At 71.7% G+C, this 23,733-nt stretch carries 21 protein-coding genes; 9 read left to right on the top strand and 12 right to left on the bottom strand.

Translation table 11 applies throughout. The annotated features are described in order from the left end of the window. Positions 1-4: 4 nt before the first annotated feature. Entirely contained in the window at positions 5-1,633 is a 1,629-nt protein-coding gene (locus tag IGS69_RS10680; protein WP_190898553.1) for an ABC transporter substrate-binding protein, read from the bottom strand. Between the two features lie 239 nt (positions 1,634-1,872). Here IGS69_RS10680 and IGS69_RS10675 point away from each other — a divergent pair, with 239 nt between their 5' ends. The 6 genes from IGS69_RS10675 (at position 1,873) to IGS69_RS10650 (ending at position 6,916) form a co-directional block, all read left to right on the top strand. Beyond that, a complete protein-coding gene (locus IGS69_RS10675) occupies positions 1,873-2,610 on the top strand; it encodes a FadR/GntR family transcriptional regulator (RefSeq protein WP_190904451.1) in 738 nt (245 codons plus the stop codon). Positions 2,611-2,617: 7 nt separating this feature from the next. After that, positions 2,618-3,055, top strand: coding sequence for a protein-tyrosine phosphatase family protein (locus IGS69_RS10670; protein WP_190898551.1), 438 nt, complete (start codon positions 2,618-2,620; stop codon positions 3,053-3,055). 495 nt (positions 3,056-3,550) lie between these two features. Beyond that, positions 3,551-3,766: a hypothetical protein gene (locus tag IGS69_RS10665; RefSeq protein WP_190898550.1), complete on the top strand. Its 216-nt coding sequence runs from the start codon at positions 3,551-3,553 to the stop codon at positions 3,764-3,766. Positions 3,767-3,792: 26 nt separating this feature from the next. Continuing rightward, positions 3,793-4,539, top strand: coding sequence for a DNA repair protein RecO (recO, locus tag IGS69_RS10660; protein ID WP_031107514.1), 747 nt, complete (start codon positions 3,793-3,795; stop codon positions 4,537-4,539). Between the two features lie 57 nt (positions 4,540-4,596). Then, the gene (locus IGS69_RS10655) at positions 4,597-5,430 is read left to right on the top strand and encodes an isoprenyl transferase (protein ID WP_190898549.1); all 834 of its coding nucleotides are present in this window, start codon (positions 4,597-4,599) and stop codon (positions 5,428-5,430) included. Between the two features lie 97 nt (positions 5,431-5,527). After that, positions 5,528-6,916 carry an MFS transporter gene (locus IGS69_RS10650; RefSeq protein WP_190898548.1) on the top strand — a complete coding sequence of 463 codons (1,389 nt, stop codon included), beginning with the start codon at positions 5,528-5,530 and terminating at the stop codon, positions 6,914-6,916. A 94-nt stretch (positions 6,917-7,010) separates the two neighbouring features. Here IGS69_RS10650 and IGS69_RS10645 read toward each other — a convergent pair whose 3' ends face one another. Genes IGS69_RS10645 through IGS69_RS10630 form a run of 4 tightly spaced genes read right to left on the bottom strand, consistent with a single transcriptional unit; the run spans position 7,011 to position 10,126 of the window. Then, on the bottom strand, positions 7,011-7,430 hold the full coding sequence (locus tag IGS69_RS10645) for a Fur family transcriptional regulator (protein WP_190898547.1): 420 nt from the start codon (positions 7,428-7,430) through the stop codon (positions 7,011-7,013). A 58-nt stretch (positions 7,431-7,488) separates the two neighbouring features. Next, complete coding sequence (locus IGS69_RS10640) at positions 7,489-8,391, bottom strand: metal ABC transporter permease (RefSeq protein WP_190898545.1); 903 nt, start codon at positions 8,389-8,391, stop codon at positions 7,489-7,491. After that, a complete protein-coding gene (locus IGS69_RS10635; RefSeq protein ID WP_190898544.1) occupies positions 8,391-9,158 on the bottom strand; it encodes a metal ABC transporter ATP-binding protein in 768 nt (255 codons plus the stop codon). The genes IGS69_RS10640 and IGS69_RS10635 overlap by 1 nt, the downstream gene beginning before the upstream one ends. A 20-nt stretch (positions 9,159-9,178) precedes the next feature. Beyond that, complete coding sequence (locus IGS69_RS10630) at positions 9,179-10,126, bottom strand: metal ABC transporter substrate-binding protein (protein ID WP_190898543.1); 948 nt, start codon at positions 10,124-10,126, stop codon at positions 9,179-9,181. 172 nt (positions 10,127-10,298) lie between these two features. On the opposite strand from IGS69_RS10630, the gene IGS69_RS10625 reads away from it, so the two are divergent. Next, positions 10,299-11,681 carry a glycine--tRNA ligase gene (locus IGS69_RS10625; RefSeq protein ID WP_190898542.1) on the top strand — a complete coding sequence of 461 codons (1,383 nt, stop codon included), beginning with the start codon at positions 10,299-10,301 and terminating at the stop codon, positions 11,679-11,681. Between the two features lie 61 nt (positions 11,682-11,742). Here IGS69_RS10625 and IGS69_RS10620 read toward each other — a convergent pair whose 3' ends face one another. The 4 genes from IGS69_RS10620 to IGS69_RS10605 form a co-directional block, all read right to left on the bottom strand. Further along, on the bottom strand, positions 11,743-12,846 hold the full coding sequence (locus tag IGS69_RS10620) for an endonuclease/exonuclease/phosphatase family protein (protein ID WP_190898541.1): 1,104 nt from the start codon (positions 12,844-12,846) through the stop codon (positions 11,743-11,745). Between the two features lie 262 nt (positions 12,847-13,108). Further along, entirely contained in the window at positions 13,109-13,315 is a 207-nt protein-coding gene (locus IGS69_RS10615) for a hypothetical protein (RefSeq protein ID WP_190898540.1), read from the bottom strand. 144 nt (positions 13,316-13,459) lie between these two features. Continuing rightward, complete coding sequence (locus tag IGS69_RS10610) at positions 13,460-14,269, bottom strand: hypothetical protein (RefSeq protein WP_190898539.1); 810 nt, start codon at positions 14,267-14,269, stop codon at positions 13,460-13,462. Positions 14,270-14,299: 30 nt separating this feature from the next. Next, entirely contained in the window at positions 14,300-15,748 is a 1,449-nt protein-coding gene (locus IGS69_RS10605) for an MFS transporter (protein ID WP_190898538.1), read from the bottom strand. Between the two features lie 78 nt (positions 15,749-15,826). Between IGS69_RS10605 and dusB the strand changes: the two genes are divergently transcribed. Then, positions 15,827-16,960, top strand: coding sequence for a tRNA dihydrouridine synthase DusB (gene dusB / locus IGS69_RS10600; protein ID WP_190898537.1), 1,134 nt, complete (start codon positions 15,827-15,829; stop codon positions 16,958-16,960). Here the strand turns inward: dusB and IGS69_RS10595 are convergent, their stop codons facing one another. The 3 genes from IGS69_RS10595 to IGS69_RS10585 form a co-directional block, all read right to left on the bottom strand. After that, complete coding sequence (locus IGS69_RS10595) at positions 16,961-18,775, bottom strand: alkaline phosphatase family protein (protein ID WP_190898536.1); 1,815 nt, start codon at positions 18,773-18,775, stop codon at positions 16,961-16,963. A gap of 152 nt (positions 18,776-18,927) precedes the next feature. Beyond that, positions 18,928-20,865 (bottom strand): amylo-alpha-1,6-glucosidase, encoded by a 1,938-nt coding sequence (locus IGS69_RS10590; RefSeq protein WP_190898535.1) that lies wholly within the window; start codon positions 20,863-20,865, stop codon positions 18,928-18,930. Next, positions 20,862-22,274 carry an MGH1-like glycoside hydrolase domain-containing protein gene (locus IGS69_RS10585; RefSeq protein WP_190898534.1) on the bottom strand — a complete coding sequence of 471 codons (1,413 nt, stop codon included), beginning with the start codon at positions 22,272-22,274 and terminating at the stop codon, positions 20,862-20,864. Before IGS69_RS10585 ends, IGS69_RS10590 begins: the two co-directional genes overlap by 4 nt. 121 nt (positions 22,275-22,395) lie before the next feature. On the opposite strand from IGS69_RS10585, the gene IGS69_RS10580 reads away from it, so the two are divergent. Then, positions 22,396-23,622 (top strand): ROK family transcriptional regulator, encoded by a 1,227-nt coding sequence (locus tag IGS69_RS10580; protein ID WP_190898532.1) that lies wholly within the window; start codon positions 22,396-22,398, stop codon positions 23,620-23,622. The last annotated feature ends 111 nt before the right edge of the window (positions 23,623-23,733 follow it).

Genomic DNA, 23,733 nt, shown 5'->3' with positions numbered 1-23,733 from the left:
GCGGCTAGGCCCACTTGGCCTGGAGGAGATTGATGCCCGGGTAGGGCTGTGCCCTTATCCCGCTGAGCCGCGCCGGGTTCCAGGCGGTCATCAGCTCGTTGTGGACGACCGGGTAGAGCACGGCCTGCTCGGCGACGACGTCGATGTAGTCCTGGACCATCGCCTTCTTCTTCGCCGGGTCCGGCTCCCGGGTGGCCCGGTCCATGTCCCTGAAGAGCGCCTTGGCGACGGAGTTGCCGGCCCACCGCGTGTACTGCATCCACAGGTTCTCGGGCCCGTAGTTGTAATGCATGATCAGATCGGCGTCGAGCCCGAACTGGTTGGGGTTCGAGGCGGCGGCGACGACCTGGTAGTCCTGCTTCTGGTCCATCTTGGTGAAGACGGCCGTGGTCTCCTGCGGGGACAGGGTCGTGCGGACCCCGATCGCGTCCCAGGAGGCCTTGACGGTCGGCAGGCAGTCCACGATCCAGCTGACGTTCACCGCGAGGATCTCGATGCTCAGCCCCTTGACCCCGGCCGCCTTCAGCAGCGCCTTCGCCTTGTCCGGGTCGTGGTCGTAGACGGTCTTGGCCCGGCGGTAGGAGGGGTTGCTCTCGTCGAGGAAGGAACTCGACGGCTTCCCGTGGCCCTTGAGCGCGACCTCCACCATCTTCTCGGTGTCGATGGCGTAGTGCAGGGCCTGGCGCACCCGCACGTCGTCGAAGGGCTTGTGCTCGGTGTTGAACATCAGGAACAGGTTGTTCATCCCGGCCCCGCCGCCGACGGTGAGACCGCCGCTCTCCAGCCGGCCGATGTTGGCGTACGGGATGTTGTCCGCGATCTGCGCCCCCGCGCTCGACCCCGAGATCTTCGCGACGCGGGGCGCCGCGTCCACGATCGTCAGCCAGTTCATCTTCCGGAAGGCGGGCTTGCGCGGGCCGTTGTAGCCGTCGAACGCCTCGAAGGTCGTGTTCGACTTCGGATGGTGGGCGGTCTGCCGGTACGGCCCCGAGCCGATGGCCTTGCCCTTGATGGCGTCGTCCCAGGCGCCCGGCTCGGAGAACACGTGCTTCGGCATGATCTTGGCGAGCGTCAGCCGTGAAAGCCCGTCGGGGAAGGGGAACTTCAGCACCAGCTCCACGGTCCGCGCGTCGATCTTCCGGACCTCCTTCAGCCAGCTCGCGAAGAAGCCCTTGGCGAGGGTCTGGGTGTCCGGGTCGAGGATCCGCTGGAACACGAACACCACGTCGTCGGCGGTGACGGGCTTGCCGTCGTGGAACGTCGCGCCCGGCCGCAGAGCGAACCTCCACGACGTGCTGTCCGGGTCCTTCGGCACCTCGGTCGCCAGGGCCGCGTACGGCTCACGGGAGATCGGATCCGTGTCCAGCAGGCCCTCGTAGATGTGGTGGTTGGCGGCCATGCAGAACGCGGACGCCGTCTGGGTGGGGTCCCAGCTGCCGTCGTTGCCGTAGCCGATCACCGCGGTGAGGGTCCGGTCCCGGCCACTGCCCGTACCGGTGTCGTTGGTGGACTCCGGCCCGGACGAACAGGCCGACAGCGACGCGGAGACGGCGGCGGCCGCGCCCAGGGCGCCGGTGTACTTCAGGAACGACCGGCGGTGCAGCGCCGGCACGTCGGGGGTCTCGTCGCGCACGGGTCCTCCAGCGAGGTCCGGGGGAAGGGACGGGCAGCGGAGATACGACGTCCTACGTCCTGCGGTCAGCGCGACCATAGGAGGGGGCTCGGGGGCGGTCAAGGGATCGCACACGAATGGCGTATCTGTCAGAGGTCGCACCAATGGCGCCTTGCGCGTGGCGAGTTGACGCGGTATCCGGGCAGGTCCGGCGCCGGGTACCGCCGGAGGTGGGACGTGGGATGTCCGGGGCGCGTACGATGCGGCGCATGTCCGAGGAGCCCAGGACCAGCCGGATACAGCGCCAGGTCGTCCAGCTCATCCTCGACCGCAGACTCACCGCCGGTGCACCGCTGCCCACCGAGGCCGCGCTGATGGCGGACCTCGGTGTCAGCCGCAACTCCGTCCGCGAGGCGCTCAAGGCCCTCCAGGCCCTCGACATCGTCGAGGTCAGACACGGCTACGGCACCTATGTCGGCCGGGCCTCCCTCACCCCGCTCGTCGACGGCCTGACCTTCCGCGCCCTGGCCCGCCACGACGACGACACCGCCGCCCTCGCCGAGATCCTCCAGGTGCGCGAGGTGCTGGAGGAGGGCCTGATCCGCCGGGTCGCCACGACCGCCACCGAGGCGGAACTGGACCGGCTGGAGGAGGTGGTGGCCCGCATGGAGTCCGCCCGGGGCACGGGCCGCTCCTTCCCCGAACTCGACCGCGAGTTCCACGAGGTGCTGTACGCGTCCCTGGGCAACGACCTCGTCCCCCAGCTCCTCGCCGCGTTCTGGACGGTCTTCCGCCGGGTGTCCGGGGCGCGCGGCCTGCCCGGCGACCCGCTCCCCGGGATCACGGCCCGGCGCCACCGCGACATCGTCACGGCGCTGCGGGCCCGCGATGTGGAGGGGGCGCAGCGGGCGATGGCGGTGCACTTCCGGGGGATCGAGGCGCGGGCGGGGCGGGGGGTGGGCCGAATCCGTCACGGGGCGGGCGAAGGCGGCGCATGATGAGGGCGTGAGCGAGCTGTGGAGCGAGAGCGACACCGGTGTCCTGCGCCTGCCGTCCGGCCGGCTGGTCCGGGGACGGGGCCTCCGCCACCCCCTGGCCCCCGGCCCGCCCCTTCCCTCCTACACCCTCCACCTCCTCGGCGGGCAACCCCCCGACGTCGCCTGGGAGTCGGGCTGGATCCGCTGGCCGGACTTCCGCCTCCCGTCGGACCGGGAGGCCGCCCGTGCCCTGCTGACCGGGGCGTGGGAACGGGCCGTCGGGGAGCGGGTGGAGATCGCCTGCGGCGGAGGGCGCGGCCGCACGGGCACGGCGCTGGCCTGCCTGGCGGTGCTGGACGGGGTGCCGGGGGCGGAGGCGGTGGCCTACGTCCGGCGGCACTACGACCGGCATGCGGTGGAAACGCCCTGGCAGCGGCGGTACGTGCGCCGGTTCGGGGAGGGGTGAGCCTCTCCTCCGGCACGGTGCCTCATCCCTTGGCCGCACGGCCGTAGCCCGACGGCCGACAGCGGCCCCGGCCGCCGCGGCATGAAGACGTCGACCGCGTCCTGCGTCTCCACCGTGATTCAACGGCTCGTGGCGCCCTTTCGTCCGCGGTCCCCAATATGCCCGGCGGCGTGCCGATTTCCGTCAATGGGCCGCCGCCCGACCGCTGCAAAATACCCCCGGTTTACGACACCCCGTGCCGAACCCCTTTGTGTCGCCGTGCAGTTGTAGGACACAGACCCCTTCGAAGTGTAGTCGCGGAGCGTCACTGTGAGGATGCGAAGAGTGAAACCGCGAAAGGAAGGGGAGCACGGTGGAGGCACGACACTCGGCGCTCTGTGCCGAAGAAGCGGAGGACGCGGTGAAAGAATTGCGGGCAGAACTCGCCAAGGCCGGAATTATCCTGCCCTCGACAGGACTTGGCGGAATCGCCCGGCGGCTCACGGCGGTGCAGCGATGAAGCCTCCCGTCGGCGCCTATGTCGTGGACACCCGCAGCGGACGTATCGGCATCGTCATGGGGCATGAGGGGCCCTACGTGCAGTTGCGGCCCTACGGGGGCGGCAGGGAGTGGGACGCCGACCCCGGGGCCGTCCGGCCCGCCACCCCGGCCGAGCGGCTGCGCGTCGCCACCGCGTACGCCAACGCCCGCAGCAGGGGTGAGGTCCCTTGACGTGACGGCCCTGCCAGAATGGCTCCATGAGTCTGTTCCGCGACGACGGCATCGTGCTGCGCACCCAGAAGCTGGGTGAGGCGGACCGGATCATCACGCTGCTCACGCGCGGTCACGGCCGGGTACGCGCGGTGGCCCGGGGCGTGCGCCGGACGAAGTCGAAGTTCGGTGCGCGTCTCGAGCCGTTCTCCCATGTCGACGTGCAGTTCTTCGCCAAGGGGAGCGAGCTGGTCGGGCGGGGGCTGCCGCTGTGCACCCAGAGCGAGACCATCGCGCCGTACGGCGGCGGGATCGTCACCGACTACGCCCGGTACACGGCCGGGACCGTCATGCTGGAGACAGCCGAGCGGTTCACCGATCATGAGGGGGAGCCGGCCGTGCAGCAGTACCTGCTGCTGGTCGGCGGGCTGCGGACCCTCGCCCGGGGCGAGCACGCACCGCACCTCGTGCTCGACGCGTTCCTGCTCCGCTCCCTCGCCGTCAACGGATACGCCCCGAGCTTCACCGACTGCGCGAAGTGCGGTATGCCCGGACCCAACCGGTTCTTCTCGGTCGCCTCGGGCGGATCCGTCTGCGTGGACTGCCGCGTCCCCGGCAGCGTCGTACCCTCGCCCCAGGCCCTGGAACTCCTCGGCGCCCTGCTTACGGGAGACTGGGAGACCGCGGACGCGTGCGAGGCGCGCTACGTCCGGGAGGGCAGCGGGCTGGTGTCCGCGTATCTGCACTGGCACATGGAGCGCGGGCTGCGCTCCCTGCGCTACGTCGAGAAGTAGCGCGGCGGCGGAACAGAGCCACACAGAAGCAAGCGAGCACGAGGAGACGAGAAACACATGGCCGTACGCGGGATCCTGGGGCGCCAGCGCCGGGAGTACAGGACGCCGGAGCCGCACCCGTCCGGCGCGCGGCCCCCGAAGATCCCCGGGGAGTTCGTACCGCAGCATGTGGCGATCGTCATGGACGGCAACGGCCGCTGGGCCAAGGACCGCGGGCTGCCGCGCACCGAGGGGCACAAGGTCGGCGCCGAGCGCGTGCTGGACGTGCTCCAGGGGGCCATCGAGATGGGCGTGGGCGCCATCTCCCTCTACGCCTTCTCCACCGAGAACTGGAAGCGCTCGCCCGACGAGGTGCGCTTCCTGATGAACTTCAACCGGGACTTCATCCGCAAGACCCGCGACCAGCTCGACGAGCTGGGCATCCGGGTGCGCTGGGTCGGCCGGATGCCCAAGCTGTGGCGCTCGGTCGCCAAGGAGCTGCAGATCGCTCAGGAGCAGACCAAGGACAACGACCGGCTGACCCTGTACTTCTGCATGAACTACGGCGGCCGGGCCGAGATCGCCGACGCGGCCAAGGCCATGGCGGAGGACGTCAGGAGCGGGAAGCTCGACCCCTCCAAGGTCAGCGAGAAGACCTTCGCGAAGTACATGTACTACCCGGACATGCCGGACGTGGACCTGTTCCTGCGACCCAGCGGCGAGCAGCGCACCTCCAACTACCTGATCTGGCAGAGCGCCTACGCCGAGATGGTCTTCCAGGACGTGCTGTGGCCGGACTTCGACCGGCGTGACCTGTGGCGGGCCTGCCTGGAGTTCGCCTCGCGGGACCGGCGCTTCGGCGGGGCCGTCCCGAACGAGGAGCTGCTGGCCATGGAGGGCGAGCAGCAGTAGTACGCCGGGCGCGGCAGCCTCACCCGTCGCAGCAGACCGCCGCGGCCCGGCAGCCCCTCGGGTGGCAGGCGGGCCGCGGCGGCGATGTCCTGGTGGCATGGGTTCGACCGCCGTCGGCGCGCCCCGGCGGACCACGAAACAGGCCGGGGTCTTCATCGCGGCCTCACTGGCCCTGCTCTGCATCCAGCTGGACTTCTTCGCGCTCAACCTGGCCATCCCCGGGATCGCCGACGAGCTGGACACGACCGTCTCCGCGGCGCAGTGGACGCTGTCCGCCTACATGCTCGCGATCGGCTGCCTGTTCATCGTCGGCGGGCGGCTGGGCGATCTGCTCGGCCGGCGTCCGGTCCTGCTGGCCGGGACCGGGCTGTTCGCCGCCGCCTCCGTCGGCTGCGCCCTCGCGCCGAGCCTCGGTGTGCTCGTCGTGGCCCGGATCGTGCAGGGCGCGGGCGCGGCGCTGATCTTCCCCGTGTCGGTCTCCGTGATCACCAACGCCTTTCCCGAGGAGACCCGGGCCAGGGCACTCGGGGCGATGTTCGGGATCGCCAACGTCGGCACCGCCCTCGGACCGTTCGTCGGCGGCGGCTTCACCGACGGTCCGGGCTGGCGGTGGATCTTCTGGCTGCTGGTCCCGCTCAGCGCCCTCTCCCTGCTGATCGCCCTGCGGTACGTCCCCGACTCGCGGGACGAGAGCGCCCCGCGCCAGATCGACCTGGCGGGCTGTCTGGCCGTCGTGACGAGCCTGGCCGCCCTGACCCTGGCCGTGGAGCGGGGGAGCGCCTGGGGCTGGGACCACGCCCGCACGCTCGCCCTGTTCGGGACCGCCGTGGTGGCCGGCGCTCTGTTCGTGCTGAGGGAGCGGACCTGCCGGCATCCGCTGGTCGACTTCCGGCTGTTCCGCAACATCCGCTTCGACCTCGTCACCGTGATGGGGTCGGTCGCCAACATGGGCTACGCCGTCACCGTGTTCCTCGCCACGCTCCAGTTGCAGCAGGTGCGCGGCCTGTCGGCGATCCTGTCCGGCACGGTCTTCCTCGCCCCGGCCGTGATGGTCGCCTGCGCCGGGCCCATCGGCGCCTGGCTGTCCGGCCGGATGCGCGCCACCAGCGTGATGGCCCTGGCCGGGACCATCGCCGGCACCGGCATGATCGGGCTGAGCTTCGCCTGGTCCTGGTGGGTCTACCTGCCCGTCTTCACCTGGTGCGCGCTCGGGCTGGGCCTCGGCTGGACCTTCGCCAGCGTCGCCACCCAGCAGGTCGTCCGGCCCGAACGCGCCGGAGAGGCCTCGGGCGTGGTCCTCACCGCCCTCGTCACGCTCGGCGCCATCGGCCTGGCGGCCACCGCGGCGGCCATCACCTCGCTCACCCCCGAGACCGGCCCGGAGGACGCCTACGACCTCATCCTGCGCGTCGGCGGCACCGTGATCCTGGCGTCCACCGCCCTGTCCCTGCTCGTTCGCCGCCGGCTCGGCGCCCGGGGCGCCTAGGAGGCTTCCGACTCAGGGGCGCGGGGAACTGCGCGAACAACCCCCACGCACCTGGACCCGGCAACGAACCCGCACCCCCACGGCGCCCAACCGCTCAACCGCCGGAGGCCCCCGCGCACTCCGCACAGGTCCCGAAAATCTCCACCGTATGAGCCACGTTCACATACCCGTGCTCCGCGGCGATGGACTCGGCCCACTTCTCCACCGCCGGCCCCTCGACCTCCACGGCCTTGCCGCACCCGCGGCACACGAGGTGGTGGTGATGGTCGTCGGTGGAGCAGCGCCGGTACACCGACTCACCGTCGGCCGTGCGCAGGACGTCGACCTCACCGGCGTCGGCGAGGGACTGCAGCGTGCGGTAGACCGTGGTGAGCCCGACCGAGTCGCCCTTGTGCTTGAGCATGTCGTGCAGTTCCTGCGCGCTGCGGAACTCGTCGACCTCCTGCAGGGCCGCCGCAACAGCGGCCCGCTGCTTGGTGGCGCGGCCCTTCACGGACGGTCCAGCGGTCGTCACCGTTGCCTCCTCACGTCTGCCTTGCCCGGGCCATTGTGCCAGCCCGGGGTGGGGGCGGTCAGACGCCGACTTCGTCGGCCGCCGTCCGGCTGCCCGGGATCGCGCACTCGGCGGGGTCGGCCGTCGTGTCCGAGGCCGCCGCCGCGCGGGCGCGGCGCCGGGCCAGCGGGGCCGCGAGCGCCGTCAGCACGATGAACGCGCCGATGGTCAGCAGCACGATCGTCGCGCCGGGCGGCACATCCTGGTAGTACGAGGTGACCGTGCCGCCGATCGTCACGCTGACGCCGATGGCGACGGCGATGGCGAACGTGGCGGCGAAGCTGCGGGCGATCTGCTGGGCGGCCGCGACCGGCACCACCATCAGCGCACTGACCAGCAGCAGGCCGACGACCCGCATCGCCACGGTCACCGTGACGGCCGCGGTGACGGCCGTCAGCAGGTTCAGGACCCGCACCGGCAGGCCCGTCACCCGGGCGAACTCCTCGTCCTGGCTGACCGCGAACAGTTGCCGCCGCAGACCGAGGGTGACCAGCACGACGAACGCGGCCAGGACGCAGATCGCGGTGACGTCCGACTGGGACACCGTCGACAGGGAGCCGAACAGGTACGACGTCAGGTTGGCGTTGGAGCCCGTCGGCGCGAGGTTGATGAACATCACACCGCCCGCCATGCCGCCATAGAACAGCATGGCGAGGGCGATGTCGCCGCGGGTCTTGCCGTACCAGCGGATCAGCTCCATGAGGACCGCGCCGAGGACGGAGACGAGGGTCGCCATCCACACCGGGGACCAGGTCAGCAGGAAGCCGAGGCCGACGCCGGTCATCGCCACATGGCCGATGCCGTCGCCCATCAGGGCCTGGCGGCGCTGGACCAGGTAGATCCCCACCGCGGGGGCGGTGATGCCGACCAGGACGGCGGCGAGCAGCGCCCGCTGCATGAAGGCGTAGTCGAGGAAGTCCATCAGCTCAGCAGTCCCGTACGGATCGGTTCGGCGCCCGCGGGGGCGTGCGGGTGCACGTGGTCGTGGCCGGGCAGGGCGTGCTGTCCGACGGCCTTCGGGGGCGGCCCGTCGTGGACGACGCAGCCGTCGCGCAGGACGACCGCCCGGTCGATGAGGGGCTCCAGGGGACCCAGTTCGTGCAGCACGAGCAGCACCGTCGTGCCCTGGGAGACCTGCTCGGTGAGGGTGTGCGCGAGGACCTCCTGGCTGGCCAGGTCGACGCCGGCCATCGGCTCGTCCATGATCAGCAGCTCGGGTTCGCTGGCGAGCGCGCGGGCGATCAGGACGCGCTGGTGCTGGCCGCCGGAGAGGGCGTCGACCGAGTCCTTGGCCCGGTCCGCCATGCCGACGAGCTCCAGCGCCTGCCGTACGGCCTTGTGGTCGGCCTTGCGCAGGACGCCGAAGCGGGCCCGGGACAGGCGGCCGGAGGAGACCACCTCGGTCACCGTGGCGGGCACGCCGCCGGCGGCCGTGGTGCGCTGCGGGACGTAGCCCACGCGGTGCCAGTCGCGGAACCGCCCGCGGGGCGTGCCGAACAACTCGATCTCGCCCGCGCCGGTCTGCACCTGGCCGATGACGCTGCGCACGGCCGTGGACTTGCCCGAGCCGTTCGCGCCGAGCAGCGCGACGACCTCGCCGCGGTGCACGGTGAGGTCGATGCCGCGCAGCACGGGGCGCGAGCCCAGGTCCGCGCGGACGCCGCGCAGGGATACGACGGGCTCGGTCATGCCGTCCTCCGATGGGTCGATCACTTGGCTCCCAGGGCCGTCTGCAGGGCCTTGAGGTTGGCTTCCATGACCTGGAAGTAGTCGTCGCCGCGGGACCTGTCCGTGATGCCCTCGATCGGGTCGAGGACGTCGGTCCTCAGATGCGCGTCGCGGGCCAGGGTCTTCGCGGTCTTGTCGGAGACCAGTGTCTCGTAGAAGACGGTGGTGACGCCGTCGGCCTTCGCCTCCTGCTGGAGTTCCCGGACACGGGCGCCGCTGGGCTCGCTGTCGGGGTCGACGCCGGAGATGGCCTCCTGGGTGAGGCCGTAGCGCTCGGCGAGGTAGCCGAAGGCGGCGTGGTTGGTGAAGAAGACCTTGGACCTGGTGTTCTTCAGGCCGTTCTCGAAGTCGCCGTCGAGGCCCTTCAGCTTCGTGACCAGGGCTTCGGTGTTCTTCTTGTAGTCGGCCGCGTGGTCCGGGTCGGCCTTCTCGAAGGCCTTGCCGACGCCCTGGGCGATCTCGGCGTACTTCACCGGGTCGAGCCAGACGTGCGGGTCGCGCCCGCCCTCGTCCTCCTCGGAGTGACTTTCCTCGCCCTCGTGGCTGTGGCCGCCGGTGCCGTGGTCCTCGAGGTGGGTCAGGGTGGCCGCGTCGATCTTGGTCTTGATGCCGGTCTGGCCGACGGCCTCGTCGACGGCGGGCTGGAGGCCCTTGAGGTAGAGCGCCGCGTCGGCCTCCTCCAGCTGCGCGCGCTGCTGGGTGCTGATCTCCAGGTCGTGGGGCTCCTGGCCGGGCTCGGTCAGGCTGGTGACGTTCGCGTGGGCGCCGCCGATCTGCTCGGCGAGGAACGCCATCGGGTAGAACGACGCGACGACGTCGAACTTGTCCGTGTTGCCCGTGGCCGCGCTGTCGCTGGAGCAGGCGGTGAGGGCGCCGAGGCCGAGAGAGGCGGCCGCGGCGGCGGGTATGAGGCGTCGTCGTACGTTCATGACACTCATTTTCAACAAATATGGAAACCGTTGTCAACAATCTCTGTCCCCGGGACCTTGAGGGCGCCGCAGGGGGAGCGATTTGATTGAGGGGGCGCCCCCGCCGGTAACCTGAAGCATTCGCTGGAAGCGTCTCCGCTTCGTCGCCCGTCGTCGTAATGAAGAGAGCACCGTGGCCGCCGACAAGATCGACACCATCGTCAGCCTGAGCAAGCGCCGTGGCTTCGTATTCCCCTGTAGTGAGATCTACGGCGGCCAGCGCGCCGCTTGGGACTACGGCCCCCTGGGTGTCGAGCTCAAGGAGAACCTCAAGCGCCAGTGGTGGCGCTACATGGTGACGTCGCGCGAGGACGTCGTGGGCATCGACTCGTCCGTGATCCTGGCCCCCGAGGTCTGGGTCGCCTCCGGTCACGTCGCCACCTTCACGGACCCGCTGACCGAGTGCACCTCCTGCCACAAGCGGTTCCGCGCGGACCACCTGGAGGAGGCCTACGAGGCCAAGCACAAGCGCCTGCCGGAGAACGGCCTGGCCGACGTCAACTGCCCCAACTGCGGCAACAAGGGCCAGTTCACCGAGCCCAAGCAGTTCTCGGGCCTGCTGTCCACGCACCTCGGCCCGACGCAGGACTCCGGCTCCGTCGCCTACCTGCGCCCCGAGACCGCGCAGGGCATCTTCACCAACTTCTCGCAGGTGCAGACCACCTCGCGCCGCAAGCCGCCGTTCGGCATCGCCCAGATGGGCAAGTCCTTCCGCAACGAGATCACGCCCGGCAACTTCATCTTCCGCACCCGCGAGTTCGAGCAGATGGAGATGGAGTTCTTCGTCAAGCCGGGCGAGGACGAGAAGTGGCAGGAGTACTGGATGGAGCAGCGCTGGAACTGGTACACCGGCCTGGGCCTGCGCGAGGAGAACATGCGGTGGTACGAGCACCCGAAGGAGAAGCTCTCCCACTACTCCAAGCGCACCGCCGACATCGAGTACCGCTTCCAGTTCGGCGGCAGCGAGTGGGGTGAGCTGGAGGGTGTGGCCAACCGCACCGACTACGACCTCGGCGCCCACTCCAAGGCCTCCGGCCAGGACCTCACCTACTTCGACCAGGAGGCCGGCGAGCGCTGGACGCCGTACGTCATCGAGCCCGCGGCCGGTGTCGGCCGCGCGATGCTGGCGTTCCTGCTGGACGCCTACGTCGAGGACGAGGCCCCCAACGCCAAGGGCAAGATGGAGAAGCGCACCGTGCTGCGCCTCGACCACCGCCTCGCCCCGGTGAAGGTCGCGGTGCTGCCGCTGTCCCGCAACCCGGAGCTGTCCCCGAAGGCCAAGGGCCTCGCCCAGGCGCTCCGGCAGCACTGGAACATCGAGTTCGACGACGCCGGCGCCATCGGCCGCCGCTACCGCCGCCAGGACGAGATCGGTACGCCGTACTGCGTGACCGTCGACTTCGACACGCTCGAGGACAACGCGGTGACCGTCCGCGAGCGCGACACGATGAAGCAGGAGCGCGTCTCCCTCGACCAGATCGAGGGCTACCTGGCCTCCCGCCTGATCGGCAGCTGACCGCCGTCCGCCGCGCCACGGTGCCGGGTTCCTCCGCGGAGGGGCCCGGCACCGCCGCGTTTCACAGGTCCAGGTCGACGTAGACCGCCGCGTGGTCCGAGGCGCGGTTCCACTTGGAGGTGACGGTGTCGAAGGACTTGATGGTGGACGGCGCCCAGACGCCGCGCCGTTCCACCTCCACGTGCTGCACCTGCTCCCACAGCGGCGGCGGCAGCATCACGTAGTCGAGCTTCTGGCTCTCGGAGGTGCCCGTGCCGTGGGTGCCCGGCGTGCCGCGGTAGGACGGGTGACTCATCACGTCCCGCAGGCCCGTGCCCAGCAGCGCCCCGATCGCCTCGCTGGACGGCTCGTCGTTGAGGTCGCCGGCGACCACCACGTACGGGGAACGCTCCAGCGCCGTCTGGTAGACCGACGCCACGCGCCGGGCCTGGGCGACGCGCAGTTCCGGGTTGTCGCCGCTCTGGCTCTTGAGGTGGTTGCCCAGCAGCCACAGCGGGGTGGCGCCGGTCTGGAGCTCGTACTCGGGGCAGTCCCGGCTGAAGAGGCGCTCGCCGGGGCGGTCCGGGTCCGGGTCGAAGACGTGGGACCGCAGGGACGTGATCGGGTGGCGGCTGAGGACGCCGACGTCGATGCCCCGTGGGTCGTTGCCGTCGATCACCATGGCGTACGGGTACGGCGTCTTCTTCAGGCCGGCGCCCAGCACCTGCTCGTTGAAGCGGCTCAGGGTCGTGCGGTCCTCCACCTCCACCGTGAGCAGGATGTCGGCGTCGACCTCGGCGATCACCCGGCCGGTGTTGTGCACGGCCTCCCAGTCGAGGTCGTCACGGACCAGCTCCACCCAGCCCGTCCACCCCGAGCGGCCCTTGGCCACGATCTCGAAGGTGACGTTCTCGCCGCTGCCCTTCGTCTTGAAGAGCGTGCCCTGGCCGCGCGTCTCGTTGACGAAGAACGGCCTGTCCCGGCGCGGGTCGTGCACGCGGTGCTTCTTGAGGAGCGCGGCGACGCGGCTCTTGGTGTCGGCGTCGTAGGTCTCCTTCTCCAGGAGGGAGATCAGCTCGGCGTGGTCGTCGAGGACCTCGCGGCGCTGCTTGTCGCCCGGGAGTCGGAAGACCAGGGGGCGGCGGAAGAGGTTCTCGGTGTTGAAGGTGGCGATACGGATCGTCATGGCGCGCTCCCTCGGGCGGCGCGGAGTTCCGCGCGACCGGTGGGCGGGCGCCGCCGGGAGACCGCTCACCGGCACTTCCCATTGTCCGAGCGGGTGTGAAGTGTGTCTAACGCTGGGGCCCTTGAGGTCACTGAGGGACGGGGGACTGGTCCCGCGTCCCCCTGACCGATTTGGCCGTCGGCTGCACGCTCGGGATCGTGCCGGGGGACGGCGGCGCCGTACCTCCCCACGGGGCGACGGCGGCCCGAGCCGCGCGGGGGGCTCATGCCGCCGTCGGGTCCACCGTGGCCTGGTGGGCCTCCGCCAGGTGTTCCTCCGCCTTCAGCCAGGGCAGGAACTGGGCGCCTCTGTGCCAGCCGCAGGTGTCGCATCTGATCGTGCGCTGGATGCCCGTCCGGTGCACTCGCACCACGTGCTCCCGGCCGTGCTGGTCCCACCGGCTGACCTTGCTCGTGTCGATCTGTGTCATGGCCCCTCCCGCGTCGAGAAATCCGGCGTTCCGGTCTGCTCGCAGCAAGGAGTGTGCAGCAAGACCTACATCAACAGGGCTTCCCCGGAGATGAGTTATCAGGCCGTGAGAGACCTCGGTCGACCGTGCGGGGCAGCCGCAGCATCAGCCTCTCTCCCGGTAGTTCATGAACCAGTGGGTGTCGAAGTAGCGGGTCATGGTGAACCGGTGGTGCGGCTCGGTGAGGATGCGGCAGACGAACTCCGCGGTCCGGTAGGCGAAGGGGACGTCCTCGCCGTCGAAGGAGCGCACCACGACGGGCCACCGGTCGGGGTCGTCGCCGTCGGTCCGCCAGCAGTACAGGTCCTCGTGCTCCGTGCCCGCCCAGATGAGCAGGCCCTCGTCCCGGTAGTGGGTCCACGGCTCCTGGTGCAGGTCCAGGTAGCCGTCGAAGGCGCCCTCGCCGAACGTCTCCACCATGCGCTTGTAGTCGCCGGGCAGGGCGGTGCCCAGGCGTGCCTCCGTCTCCGGCCAGTCCACGTCGGGCCGCCGGGCGGGCTCGTTCCAGCCGGTGATGCGGGTGAGCCGCTCCATCCAGTCGACGTCGACGCCGGCGTCCCCGTCCCCGGCGGGCGCAAGGGGCTCCGGCACCTCCCGGTGGGCGACGACCAGCACCGGCCGCTCGATCCCCGCACCGTCCCGCGCCGTGCCCGCGCCGACCCACCGGTCCCCGTAGGCCCACGCCCGTATGGTCACCGCCCGGTTCTCGAGAGGGGCGAGAAGGGCCGCGCCCCGGGACTCGTCGGCCGTCGGGTCGGTGAAGCCGTCGAGGACGAGCGTGCGCGGCGTGCCGTAGCGGCCGTCGAGCAGGTCGATCAGGGCCTGCGGGTCCAGGTCGAGCGGCAGATAGAGGTGGCCGCTCCCCGGTCCGAGCCGGTCCAGCAGGTCGTTGACGGTCGCTTGCGTGAGCTTCATGGCGGACAGTGAAGCGCACGGCACCGACAATCAGCGGTCCGCGGTCACCACCACGTCCCGCACCTGAGCCGGCTCCAGGCGGCGCGCGGCCCGCTCGGCGGTCCCCCGGGCCCACCGCCCGTTCGTCACCGCCCCCAGCACCAGCACCGCGAACCCGCACACGGCGAGGATCCACCACCCGGGCCGGGCCGCGGACACGAACACCTCCCGGTAGGAGGAGGAGCCGACACCCGAGGCGAGGACCGCGCCCACCACGGCCACCCCCAGCGTCTGCCCGAGCTGCCGGCTCGTGGAGGCGACCGCCGCGGCCACGCCCGCCTGGGCGCGCGGCATGCCGGACACGGCCGTGTTGGTGATGGGCGCGTTGACGAAACCGAAGCCGATGCCGAACAGGACGTAGCCGGCGAAGAGCGTGACATTGGAGGTCTCGGCGTCGAACGCGGCGAACAGGACGCCGCTCGTCGTCATCGCGAAGCCCGCGATGAGCAGCGGCGGGCGCGGGCCGTACGAGCCCACCAGGCGGCCCGACAGCGGCGCGCACAGGAACGTCGGCACCGCCATCGGCAGCATCCACAGGCCCGCCTCCAGGGCGGTCAGACCGCGGACGTTCTGCAGGTACAGCGTCGACAGGAACAGGAAGCCGCCGAGCGCGGCGAACGCGCTGATCGCGATCACCGTGGCCCCGCTGAACGGCGCCGACCGGAAGAACCGCAGATCGATCAGCGGCTCCTTGCGACGCGGCTCGTAGAGGAGCAGTCCCACCAGGGCGGCGAGGGCGACGGCGGCCAGCGGCGCGATCGACCCGAACGGGGTGCTCGGCGCCTCGATGATCGCGTACGTGAGCGAGCCGAACAGCGCGATCACCAGCACCTGCCCGACGGGATCGGGCCGGCGGGCGCGCGGCGCGCGGGACTCGGGGACGAAGCGCAGGGTGAGCAGCAGGGCCGCGAGGCCCACCGGCAGGTTGATCCAGAAGATGGAGCGCCAGCCGACGGAGTCGACCAGGAGCCCGCCGACCAGCGGGCCGGCGGCCATCGATATGCCGACGACCGCGCCCCAGACGCCGATGGCCCGGGCCCGCTCGCGCGGGTCGGTGAAGGTGTTGGTGATGATCGACATGGCGACCGGGTTCAGCATCGAGCCGCCCACCGCCTGCACCATCCGGAACGCGATCAGCGCCTCCAGGTTCGGCGCGAGGGAGCACAGGACCGAGCCGAGGGTGAAGACGACCAGGCCCGCCATGAAGACCCGCTTGCGGCCGATCCGGTCGGCCGTGGAACCCGCGAGCATCAGCAGCGAGGCCAGGACCAGGGTGTAGGCGTCGATCGTCCACTGCAGACCCGACGTACTCGCGTGCAGGTCCTGCTGCATGGACGGCAGGGCCACGTTCAGGACCGTGTTGTCGAGGCTCACGATCAGCAGGCTCATGCAGCAGATCGCGAGCACCAGCATGCGGCGGCGGTGACTGAGCTCGGGCATGCGCTCCATCGTACGCCGGTTTCAATAGTGTGGCTAACTAATGAAGTTTGCCATCTCATTGCACGGCACAATGGACGCATGTCCACGCCCCTCCAGATCGGTCCGCACACCGTCCGGCCCCCCGTCGTCCTGGCCCCCATGGCCGGGATCACCAACGCGCCCTTCCGCACCCTGTGCAGAGAGTTCAGCGCCGGCAAGGGCCTGTTCGTCAGCGAGATGATCACGACCAGGGCGCTGGTCGAGCGCAACGAGAAGACCATGCAGCTCATTCACTTCGATGCGAGTGAGCGCCCCCGCTCCATCCAGCTGTACGGCGTGGACCCCGCCACCGTCGGCAAGGCCGTCCGCATGATCGCGGAGGAGGACCTCGCCGACCACATCGACCTGAACTTCGGCTGCCCGGTGCCCAAGGTCACCCGCAAGGGCGGCGGCTCCGCGCTGCCGTACAAGCGGAACCTGCTGCGGGCCATCCTGCGCGAGGCCGTCAGCGGCGCCGGCGACCTGCCCGTGACGATGAAGATGCGCAAGGGCATCGACGACGACCACATCACCTTCCTCGACGCCGGCCGGATCGCCGTCGAGGAGGGCGTCACCGCCATCGCCCTGCACGGCCGCACCGCCGCCCAGCACTACGGCGGCACCGCCGACTGGGACGCCATCGCCCGGCTGAAGGAGCACGTGCCGGAGATCCCGGTGCTCGGCAACGGCGACATCTGGTCGGCCGAGGACGCCCTGCGGATGGTGCGGGAGACCGGCTGCGACGGCGTGGTCGTCGGCCGCGGCTGCCTGGGGCGGCCCTGGCTCTTCTCCGACCTGGTCGCCGCCTTCGAGGGCCGCACCGAGGACATCGCCCGCCCCGCTCTGCGCGAGGTCGCCGACGTCATGGTCCGGCACGCCACCCTGCTCGGGGAGTGGATCGGCGACGAGGCCCGGGGCGTGATCGACTTCCGCAAGCACGTCGCCTGGTACCTGAAGGGCTTCGCGGTCGGCTCCGAGATGCGGGGGCGCCTCGCGATCACCTCGTCCCTGGAGGAGCTGCGCTCCGGCCTGGACGAGCTGGACCTCGACCAGCCCTGGCCCACCGGCGCCGACGGCCCCCGCGGCCGTACGTCCGGCAACAACCGCGTGGTGCTGCCCGACGGCTGGCTGAAGGACCCCTACGACTGCGCCGGGGTCGGCGAGGACGCCGAGCTCGACACCTCGGGCGGCTGATCAGCCCCTGGAGGGGTGCGGTGTGGAGCCGAACGCCTTCAGGAAGCGGTCGCGGAAGGAGCTCATCTTCCACACCGGCGCGTCCCGGCCGGGCTTGAGGCCCTCCGTCCAGTTCCACCCGGCGACCCTGTCCAGGACCTTCGGGTCCTTCGCGACGATCGACACCGGCACGTCCCGGGAGGCGTGGTTTCCGCTGACCCGGGCGATGGGCTGGTGGTCGCCGAGGAAGACCAGGACGGTGTCGTCGGTGCCATAGCGCTCCAGCCACCGGGTGAGGCTGGTGACCGAGTACTGGATGGACTTGCCGTACTCCTCACGGGACTTGGTGGTGTCGGTGATGACATCCGAGGCCTTGTTGCCGGCCTTCTGGATCGCGTCGAAGACCGAGCCGTCGCCGAGCTCGTCCCAGCCGACCATCTTCGGGATGGGCGCCCAGGGCTGGTGGCTGGAGGTGAGGATGACGAACGACATCAGCGGCTTGTCCCGCTTCCTGCCGTGCACCCGCTTCTGGAACTCCTCCAGCGCGTACTGGTCGGGCATGGTCGACCAGCTGAACTTCGGCCCCCGGTAGCCCAGGTCGAAGGCGTCGTAGAGCTTGTCCAGGCCGTACCACTTCTCCTCCGGCCAGCCCTTCTGCACGCCCGGCATGACACCGACCGTGTCCCAGGCGCCGGTCTTCTGGAAGGCCTTGGTGAGGGTGAGGTGGTCGCCGGCGCTGACCGTGCGGTAGCGCCGCTGGTTGTCGATCCACAGGCCGGACATGGTCGTGGAGTGGCCGAGCCAGCTGCTGCCGCCGTACGTCGCCGACGTCAGCCAGCCGCTGCGGGCGGCGAACCCGGCCTTCTCCAGGGCGGCGGTGCCCGCGTCCAGGGTCCGGCCGACGCCGGGTGCCATGACCGGGTCCTCGATGGCGCTGCGGCCGTAACTCTCGATGAACGTGAAGATCACGTCCTTGCCGCGCAGGTCCGGGAGCAGTTCGCCGGGCGGGGTGTTCCCGAAGGTGTCCGCCTTCGACTGTTCCGCGAACGCGGCCTCGTCCCGCAGCGACTCCACCGTCCGCTGCGCGTGCACCCGGAGGGCACCGGCCCCGCGCTCGGAGGCGATCGGCCCGCCGAACAGGGTCAGGCCCAGCGCGGCGCAGGTGACCCAGACGGTGCCGGCGATCAGGGCGCCCTGCGTCGCCCGCACCCGGTGCCGGGCCAGCACCTGCGCGAGCCGGAGCGTCGCCGCGACCATGACGGCCGCCAGCAGCAGCACGAGCACCACCGCGCCGACGGTGACGGCGGTCGCGACGCCCCCGCCCAGCGTGTCCTCGACGTAGGCCTGCGCGTCGGGCAGCAGATCCCAGTCGAGCGCGGCGTTGAAGCCCCGGCCGAGGTACTCGTTGAACCCCATGTCGAGCAGGTTCACCGTGGTCAGGGCGGTGAGTCCGAGCCCGTACAGCACCGCCGCCACGAGCCGGGGCCGGCGCGGCAGCGCGAGCACGACGACGGCCCCGATGACCGCCTCGGCCGGGATCCGCGCGAAGCCGGCCGGGGTGAGGGCGGGGAGGGTGTTGGGCAGGAGCAGGGCCCCGAGGACCAGGGCGGCGGCGAGGGCGGTGGTGGCCAGGCGGAGGGCGCGTGCGGTCCGGGGGTGGCGGGTGCGCCAGGTGCGCAGACGAGTGAAGCGGGGCGCGGGGGTGACCGGGACCGGACCGGGTCCCGCCGCCCGCTCTCTCTCGTCCTCCCCGCTCTCCCCGCCCTCCGCCTTCTCGGCCTCTGATATGCCGTCACCCGGCTGTGGCGGCTCGCTGAAGCGTGTGAAGACAGGCACCCGAAGGTCCTTCCCGTACGGAACCGGTGAGGTGGCGGACCCGGGTGGGGGTACGGGTCCGCCACTGTTCCCTACGGTGCGTCCACCAGGTGCGTTCAGCCCGCCCGACCAGCGCTCGGCAAACACCCGGCAAACGGCCGGCCAACCGGCCCTCAGACCACCCCGACCGCCGTGAGCAGCGCCAGCGGGGCGGACGCGGAACGGGATTCACGCACGCACGCGTACGGGTACGGCACCGGCTCCGGGTGTGTGTCACGGCCGTAGCCCGCCAGGACCTCCGGGAGCCGGTGGCCGGTCGCGCCCGCCGCGTCGACCAGGCCGCGGGCGATCGCACGGGCCTCGTCGTGCAGCCCGTAGCGGGCCAGGCCCAGCGCGATCAGCGCGTTGTCGTGCGGCCAGACCGAGCCGCGGTGGTAGGAGAGCGGGTGGTACGCCGGCTGCCCCGCGGCCAGGGTGCGCACGCCCCAGCCGGAGAAGAAGTCGGGTTCGAGGAGCCGCCGTCCGACGAGTTCGCCGTACTCCTTGTCCAGCAGCCCCGACCAGAGCAGGTGCCCGGCGTCGGAGGCCAGCGCGTCGACCTGCGTGCCCCGGCCGTCCAGCGCGAGGGCGGGGAAGGAGTGCTCCGGCATCCAGAAGTCCCGCTGGAAACGGTCGCGCAGGTCCCCGGCCGTCTGCTCCAGCAGGTGGGCGTACGTGGTGTCCCGCCACACCGTGCGGGCGAGGTTCGCCGTGCGGCGCAGGGCGTCGTAGGCGTAGCCCTGGGCGCCGGCGGCCGTCACCGGGCCGTGCGGGCGGGTGCCTTCGGCGGAGCAGATGGCGCCGGGGGAGTCCTTCCAGTTCTGGTTGGCGAGGCCGCCCTGGTCGGCGCGGTAGACGAGGTAACCGCGCGAGGTGAGGCCTCCGTGGTCGAGCATCCAGGTGACGGCGGCCCGGGCGTGGGCTTCGAGGCGGCGGGCCGGGCCCGTGTCGCCGGTGTGCTCGGTGTACGCGCCGAGCAGGACGAGGAACAGCGGGGTGGCGTCGACCGAGCCGTAGTAGCGGCCGTAGGGGACCTGGCCGAAGTGGGCCAGTTCTCCGTGGCGTACCTCGTGCACGATCTTGCCGGGCTGGGCGATCCCGTCGGGCCCGGTCCGGGTGGCCTGGGTCGCGGCGAGCGCGGGCAGGGTGGCGGCGGCAAGCCGCGGCCGGTAGGGCAGGGCGAACAGCGAGGTCAGCAGGGCGTCCCGGCCCAGCAACGTCAGGAACCAGGGGGCGCCGGCGGCCGGGACGCGCAGTTCCTCGCCGTCCGGGCCGGTCGCCGGGACCTGGAGGGCGGCGAGGTCGGCGAGCCCACGGGAACAGGCCGCGGCCAGCTCGGGCCACCCCTCCGGGAAGGCCACGTCCTTGATGAACTCGGCCTCCCGGGCGCGCAGTCGGCCTCGCGCCGCGGCGGGGGAGCGCGGCACGCGCAGGGCGCGCCGGTCGCCGTGCGGGCGGGCCATGACCCGCAGGGTCAGCTCGGCGGTGCCGTGCGGTTCGAGGTCCAGGGTCCACGACAGCCGGCGGGCGCCGGTGCCGGTCTCCTCCACGGCGTCCGGCCGGGGGTCGGCCGTCACGGTCGTGACGGAGTGCCACTCGCCGCGCCGGTAGGCGAACTCCACGCCATGGGTGAGCGTGTGGCGGGAGCGGACGGCCCCGGCCTTGGTGTAGGTGCGGTGGTCGGAGCGCAGTTCGAACTGGTCGGTGAAGTCGGCGTCTGCGGTGACCGCGAGGTGGACCGTCGTCGGCACCGGCCGGTTGCTGGTGACGCGCAGCGACTCCACGAACGAGGAGTCCCCGACGGCCTGTTCGCGGAAGAGCGTGCACGCGGGCGGTTCGTCGCGGCCGCCGCGCGGGACGAGCACACAGCGCGCGGTGTCCCCGTCGGCCACCGGTGTCAGTGTGTCGGGCACCGCCCCGTCGACGGTGAGCTGCCACCGGCTCAAGTGCCGGGCGTCCCGTACGAACAGGCCGTCCGGGGCGCTGCCGCCCCGGTAGCCGCTGATGTCGCCGCGATCGCCGACGGCGGCGAACGTCCGGCCGTGCACGAGCAGATGATGCCGGTCCGTCATGCCGGGTCCTCTCCCTTGATCGCCGTGAGGCCGTTCCTGCCCCGTGCGGGCCGGTCGTGCAGCAGGTCGAGCGTGAGCGCGGCGGTCCAGCCGAAGCCGGTGACGCCGCAGGCCTGTGCCGTGTACGGGTCGACGTACTCCGCGAAGCCGGAGGCGCCGGCGGTGTGCAGCATGCCCTTGCGCAGGGCGTCGGCCCGGCCGCGCTCGCCGTGCCGCCGCAGGCCGCGCTCCAGCAGCCAGTTGGTGTTGAACCAGGCCGGGCCGCGCCAGTAGCGATGCGGATCGAAGGCCTCGCCGAGCAGGTCGTAGCTCGGCACCAGGCGGGTCGCGCCGCCGAGGCCGAAGTGCGGGCCGCACATCGTGCGGACCAGGGTGGCCGCGAGGTCGCCGGGCAGGGCCGGCAGCAGCAGGGGGATCAGCCCGGACACACCGAGCTCCGGGACCGGTTCCCCGGCGCGTACGTCCCGGCACAGGAACATGCCCGCCGCCGGTTCCCACAGCCGCTCCACCAGGGCCGCCGTCAGCCGCTCCGCGCGGGCCCGCCGTGCCGAGCCGGTCACGCCGAGCTCGTGGGCGATCCGGTCCAGGGCGTACTCGGAGGCGGCGAGCAGCGCGTTGAACGCCGGGTCCTCCACGGCGAAGTCCCCGGGCCCGTCGGCGTATCCGCGGTCCCGGTAGTCGGCGGCCAGCCGTACGTACCGCCCGTAGTCCAGATCCGTCGGCCGGTCCTCGGGGGCGCCGTGGTCGAGGTCGGCGCGGCGGAAGGAGCGGGCCGGGGCCGGGGTGACCCGGGACAGCGGGCGGTCCCAGCAGGGGCTGTTGTCCATACCCTGTTCCCAGGGGTGCACCACGGACACCAGCCCGCCCCCGCCGAGGTCGCGCCGGTGCAGGAGGTAGTCGTGCCAGGCGGCCAGCCGGGGGTACGCACGGGTGAGGAAGCCGCGCGCCCGGGACAGGCCCGGGTCGGCCAGGTGCACCAGCCACGCGGCCAGGGCGTGGACCGGTGGCTGCACGATCCCGGAGGTCTGTACGGTGCGCGGGGCGCCGGCGGAGCGCCCGGCGGTCGAGGAGCACCAGAAGTCGGGGCTCGGGAAGTAGGCGTCGAGGGGGACGGAGGGGTTGAAGACGATGTGCGGGATCCGCCCGTCCGCCCACTGGGCCGCCAGCAGCGTCTCCAGCTCCGTCTGGGCCCGTAACGGCGACAGGTGCCTGAGGCCGATCGCGATGAACGCCGAGTCCCACGACCACTGGTGCGGGTACAGGCCGCGCGAGGGCACCGTGGACGTCCCCGTCCAGCCGGCCTCCAGCACGGCGGCTGCCCTCTTGTGCAGGGGAGGCGCGGTGCCGGGCGGTTCGTATGCAACGGTGCGTCCCGGGGGACGCGGGGGGCGTTGGGCGGTGCGGTCCACTCGGGGCTCTCCGGAAAGACGTCCGGCCGGCCGGTTCGGCTGCGGCTACCGTGGGGTTACGTCTATTTAACACGCAAAACCCACTATGTAAGGCAAGGTTGGGAAACACAAGGGGGTGTGCATGACCGGACAGCCCGGGAGAACCGGACGAGGCGCGGGGCAGGCGAGCGCCGGCGATCTGCTCGAACTGGTGCGCAGCCGACGCGCCGTGACCCGGGGTGCCCTGCAACAGGCGACCGGACTGTCCCGGGCCACCGTCGGGCAGCGCCTGGACCGGCTCTTCCGCGCGGGCTGGCTGCGCGAGGGCGCCGGGGGGCCGGTGGACTCCCCGCTGGGCGGGCGGCCCTCCGTCACCCTGGAGTTCGACGACGAGCACGCGGTGGTCCTGGCCGCCGACCTCGACACCCGGCACGCCCGGTCCGCCGTGCTGTCGCTGAGCGGCGAGATCCTCGCCGAGCACTCCGGCACCCTCGTCATCGAGGACGGACCGGACGCCGTCCTCGGCGAACTCGGCCGCTGGTTCGCCGAGTTGCTGGTCAAGACCGGGCGCGGGGCCGAGACGGTCTGCGGGGTCGGTCTCGCGGTGCCGGGCCCGGTCGACACCGAGACCGGCCGCGTCGTCCAGCCGCCGATCATGCCCGGCTGGGACGGCTACGACATACGGGGCCGGATGGCCCGGGCGCTCGCCGAGCACGCGGGCGCCGCCGCGGTTCCGGTGCTGGTGGACAACGACGCCAACCTGATGGCCTACGGCGAACAGCGCACCGCCTACCCGGGCTGCTCCGCCTTCGTCCTGGTGAAGGTCTCCACCGGCATCGGCGCCGGGGTCGTGGTGGACGGCGCCGTGTTCCGGGGCATCGACGGCGGCGCCGGCGACATCGGGCACATCCGGGTCCCGGAGGGCGCCGAGGCGCTGTGCCGGTGCGGTTCCTACGGCTGTCTGGCCGCCGTCGCGAGCGGTGGTGCGGTGGCGCGGCGGCTGGCGGAGACCGGGGTGCCGGCCGCCTCCGGCTCGGACGTACGGGATCTGCTGGCGTCCGGGCACCCGGAGGCGGTCGGGCTCGCCCGGGAGGCCGGGCGCCGGGTCGGGGACGTCCTCGCGACGGTCGTGACGCTGCTCAACCCCGGCGTGCTGATGATCGCCGGGGATCTGGCCGGAACTCCCTTCGTGACAGGGGTCCGCGAACTGCTGTACCAGCGGGCGCTGCCCCGCTCCACCGCCCACCTGGAGGTGGTCACCGCGCGGCTGGGTGAGCGGGCCGCGCTGGTGGGAGCCGGTGCGATGGTCGTGGAGCACCTCTACGCGCCCGAGCGGGTCGAGGAGCGGCTGCGCGCGCTCGGGGTGTGACGGCCGTGTTTCCGTTCCGGGGCACGTCCGCATGGTGAAATCCCGGCGGCTGTGGCAGCGTGATTCTCGCCACCCCTGATAAGGGTTGCGCTCAGATGAGCGGATCTTGAG

Source organism: Streptomyces tuirus, assembly GCF_014701095.1.
Classification (GTDB): domain Bacteria; phylum Actinomycetota; class Actinomycetes; order Streptomycetales; family Streptomycetaceae; genus Streptomyces; species Streptomyces tuirus.
Note: the sequence above shows the minus strand (reverse complement) of the source record. Positions and strands in the feature narration are given on the sequence as shown.

Bases quoted from the DNA above. Each gene is read 5' to 3' on its own strand.
- IGS69_RS10655 (WP_190898549.1), top strand. From the start codon at position 4,597: ATGGCCGTACGCGGGATCCTGGGGCGCCAGCGCCGGGAGTACAGGACG.
- IGS69_RS10615 (WP_190898540.1), bottom strand. From the start codon at position 13,315: ATGACACAGATCGACACGAGCAAGGTCAGCCGGTGGGACCAGCACGGC.
- IGS69_RS10650 (WP_190898548.1), top strand. From the start codon at position 5,528: ATGGGTTCGACCGCCGTCGGCGCGCCCCGGCGGACCACGAAACAGGCC.
- dusB (WP_190898537.1), top strand. From the start codon at position 15,827: ATGTCCACGCCCCTCCAGATCGGTCCGCACACCGTCCGGCCCCCCGTC.
- IGS69_RS10620 (WP_190898541.1), bottom strand. From the start codon at position 12,846: ATGACGATCCGTATCGCCACCTTCAACACCGAGAACCTCTTCCGCCGC.
- IGS69_RS10665 (WP_190898550.1), top strand. From the start codon at position 3,551: ATGAAGCCTCCCGTCGGCGCCTATGTCGTGGACACCCGCAGCGGACGT.
- IGS69_RS10635 (WP_190898544.1), bottom strand. From the start codon at position 9,158: ATGACCGAGCCCGTCGTATCCCTGCGCGGCGTCCGCGCGGACCTGGGC.
- recO (WP_031107514.1), top strand. From the start codon at position 3,793: ATGAGTCTGTTCCGCGACGACGGCATCGTGCTGCGCACCCAGAAGCTG.
- IGS69_RS10630 (WP_190898543.1), bottom strand. From the start codon at position 10,126: ATGAACGTACGACGACGCCTCATACCCGCCGCCGCGGCCGCCTCTCTC.
- IGS69_RS10610 (WP_190898539.1), bottom strand. From the start codon at position 14,269: ATGAAGCTCACGCAAGCGACCGTCAACGACCTGCTGGACCGGCTCGGA.
- IGS69_RS10675 (WP_190904451.1), top strand. From the start codon at position 1,873: ATGCGGCGCATGTCCGAGGAGCCCAGGACCAGCCGGATACAGCGCCAG.
- IGS69_RS10605 (WP_190898538.1), bottom strand. From the start codon at position 15,748: ATGCCCGAGCTCAGTCACCGCCGCCGCATGCTGGTGCTCGCGATCTGC.
- IGS69_RS10640 (WP_190898545.1), bottom strand. From the start codon at position 8,391: ATGGACTTCCTCGACTACGCCTTCATGCAGCGGGCGCTGCTCGCCGCC.
- IGS69_RS10580 (WP_190898532.1), top strand. From the start codon at position 22,396: ATGACCGGACAGCCCGGGAGAACCGGACGAGGCGCGGGGCAGGCGAGC.
- IGS69_RS10590 (WP_190898535.1), bottom strand. From the start codon at position 20,865: ATGACGGACCGGCATCATCTGCTCGTGCACGGCCGGACGTTCGCCGCC.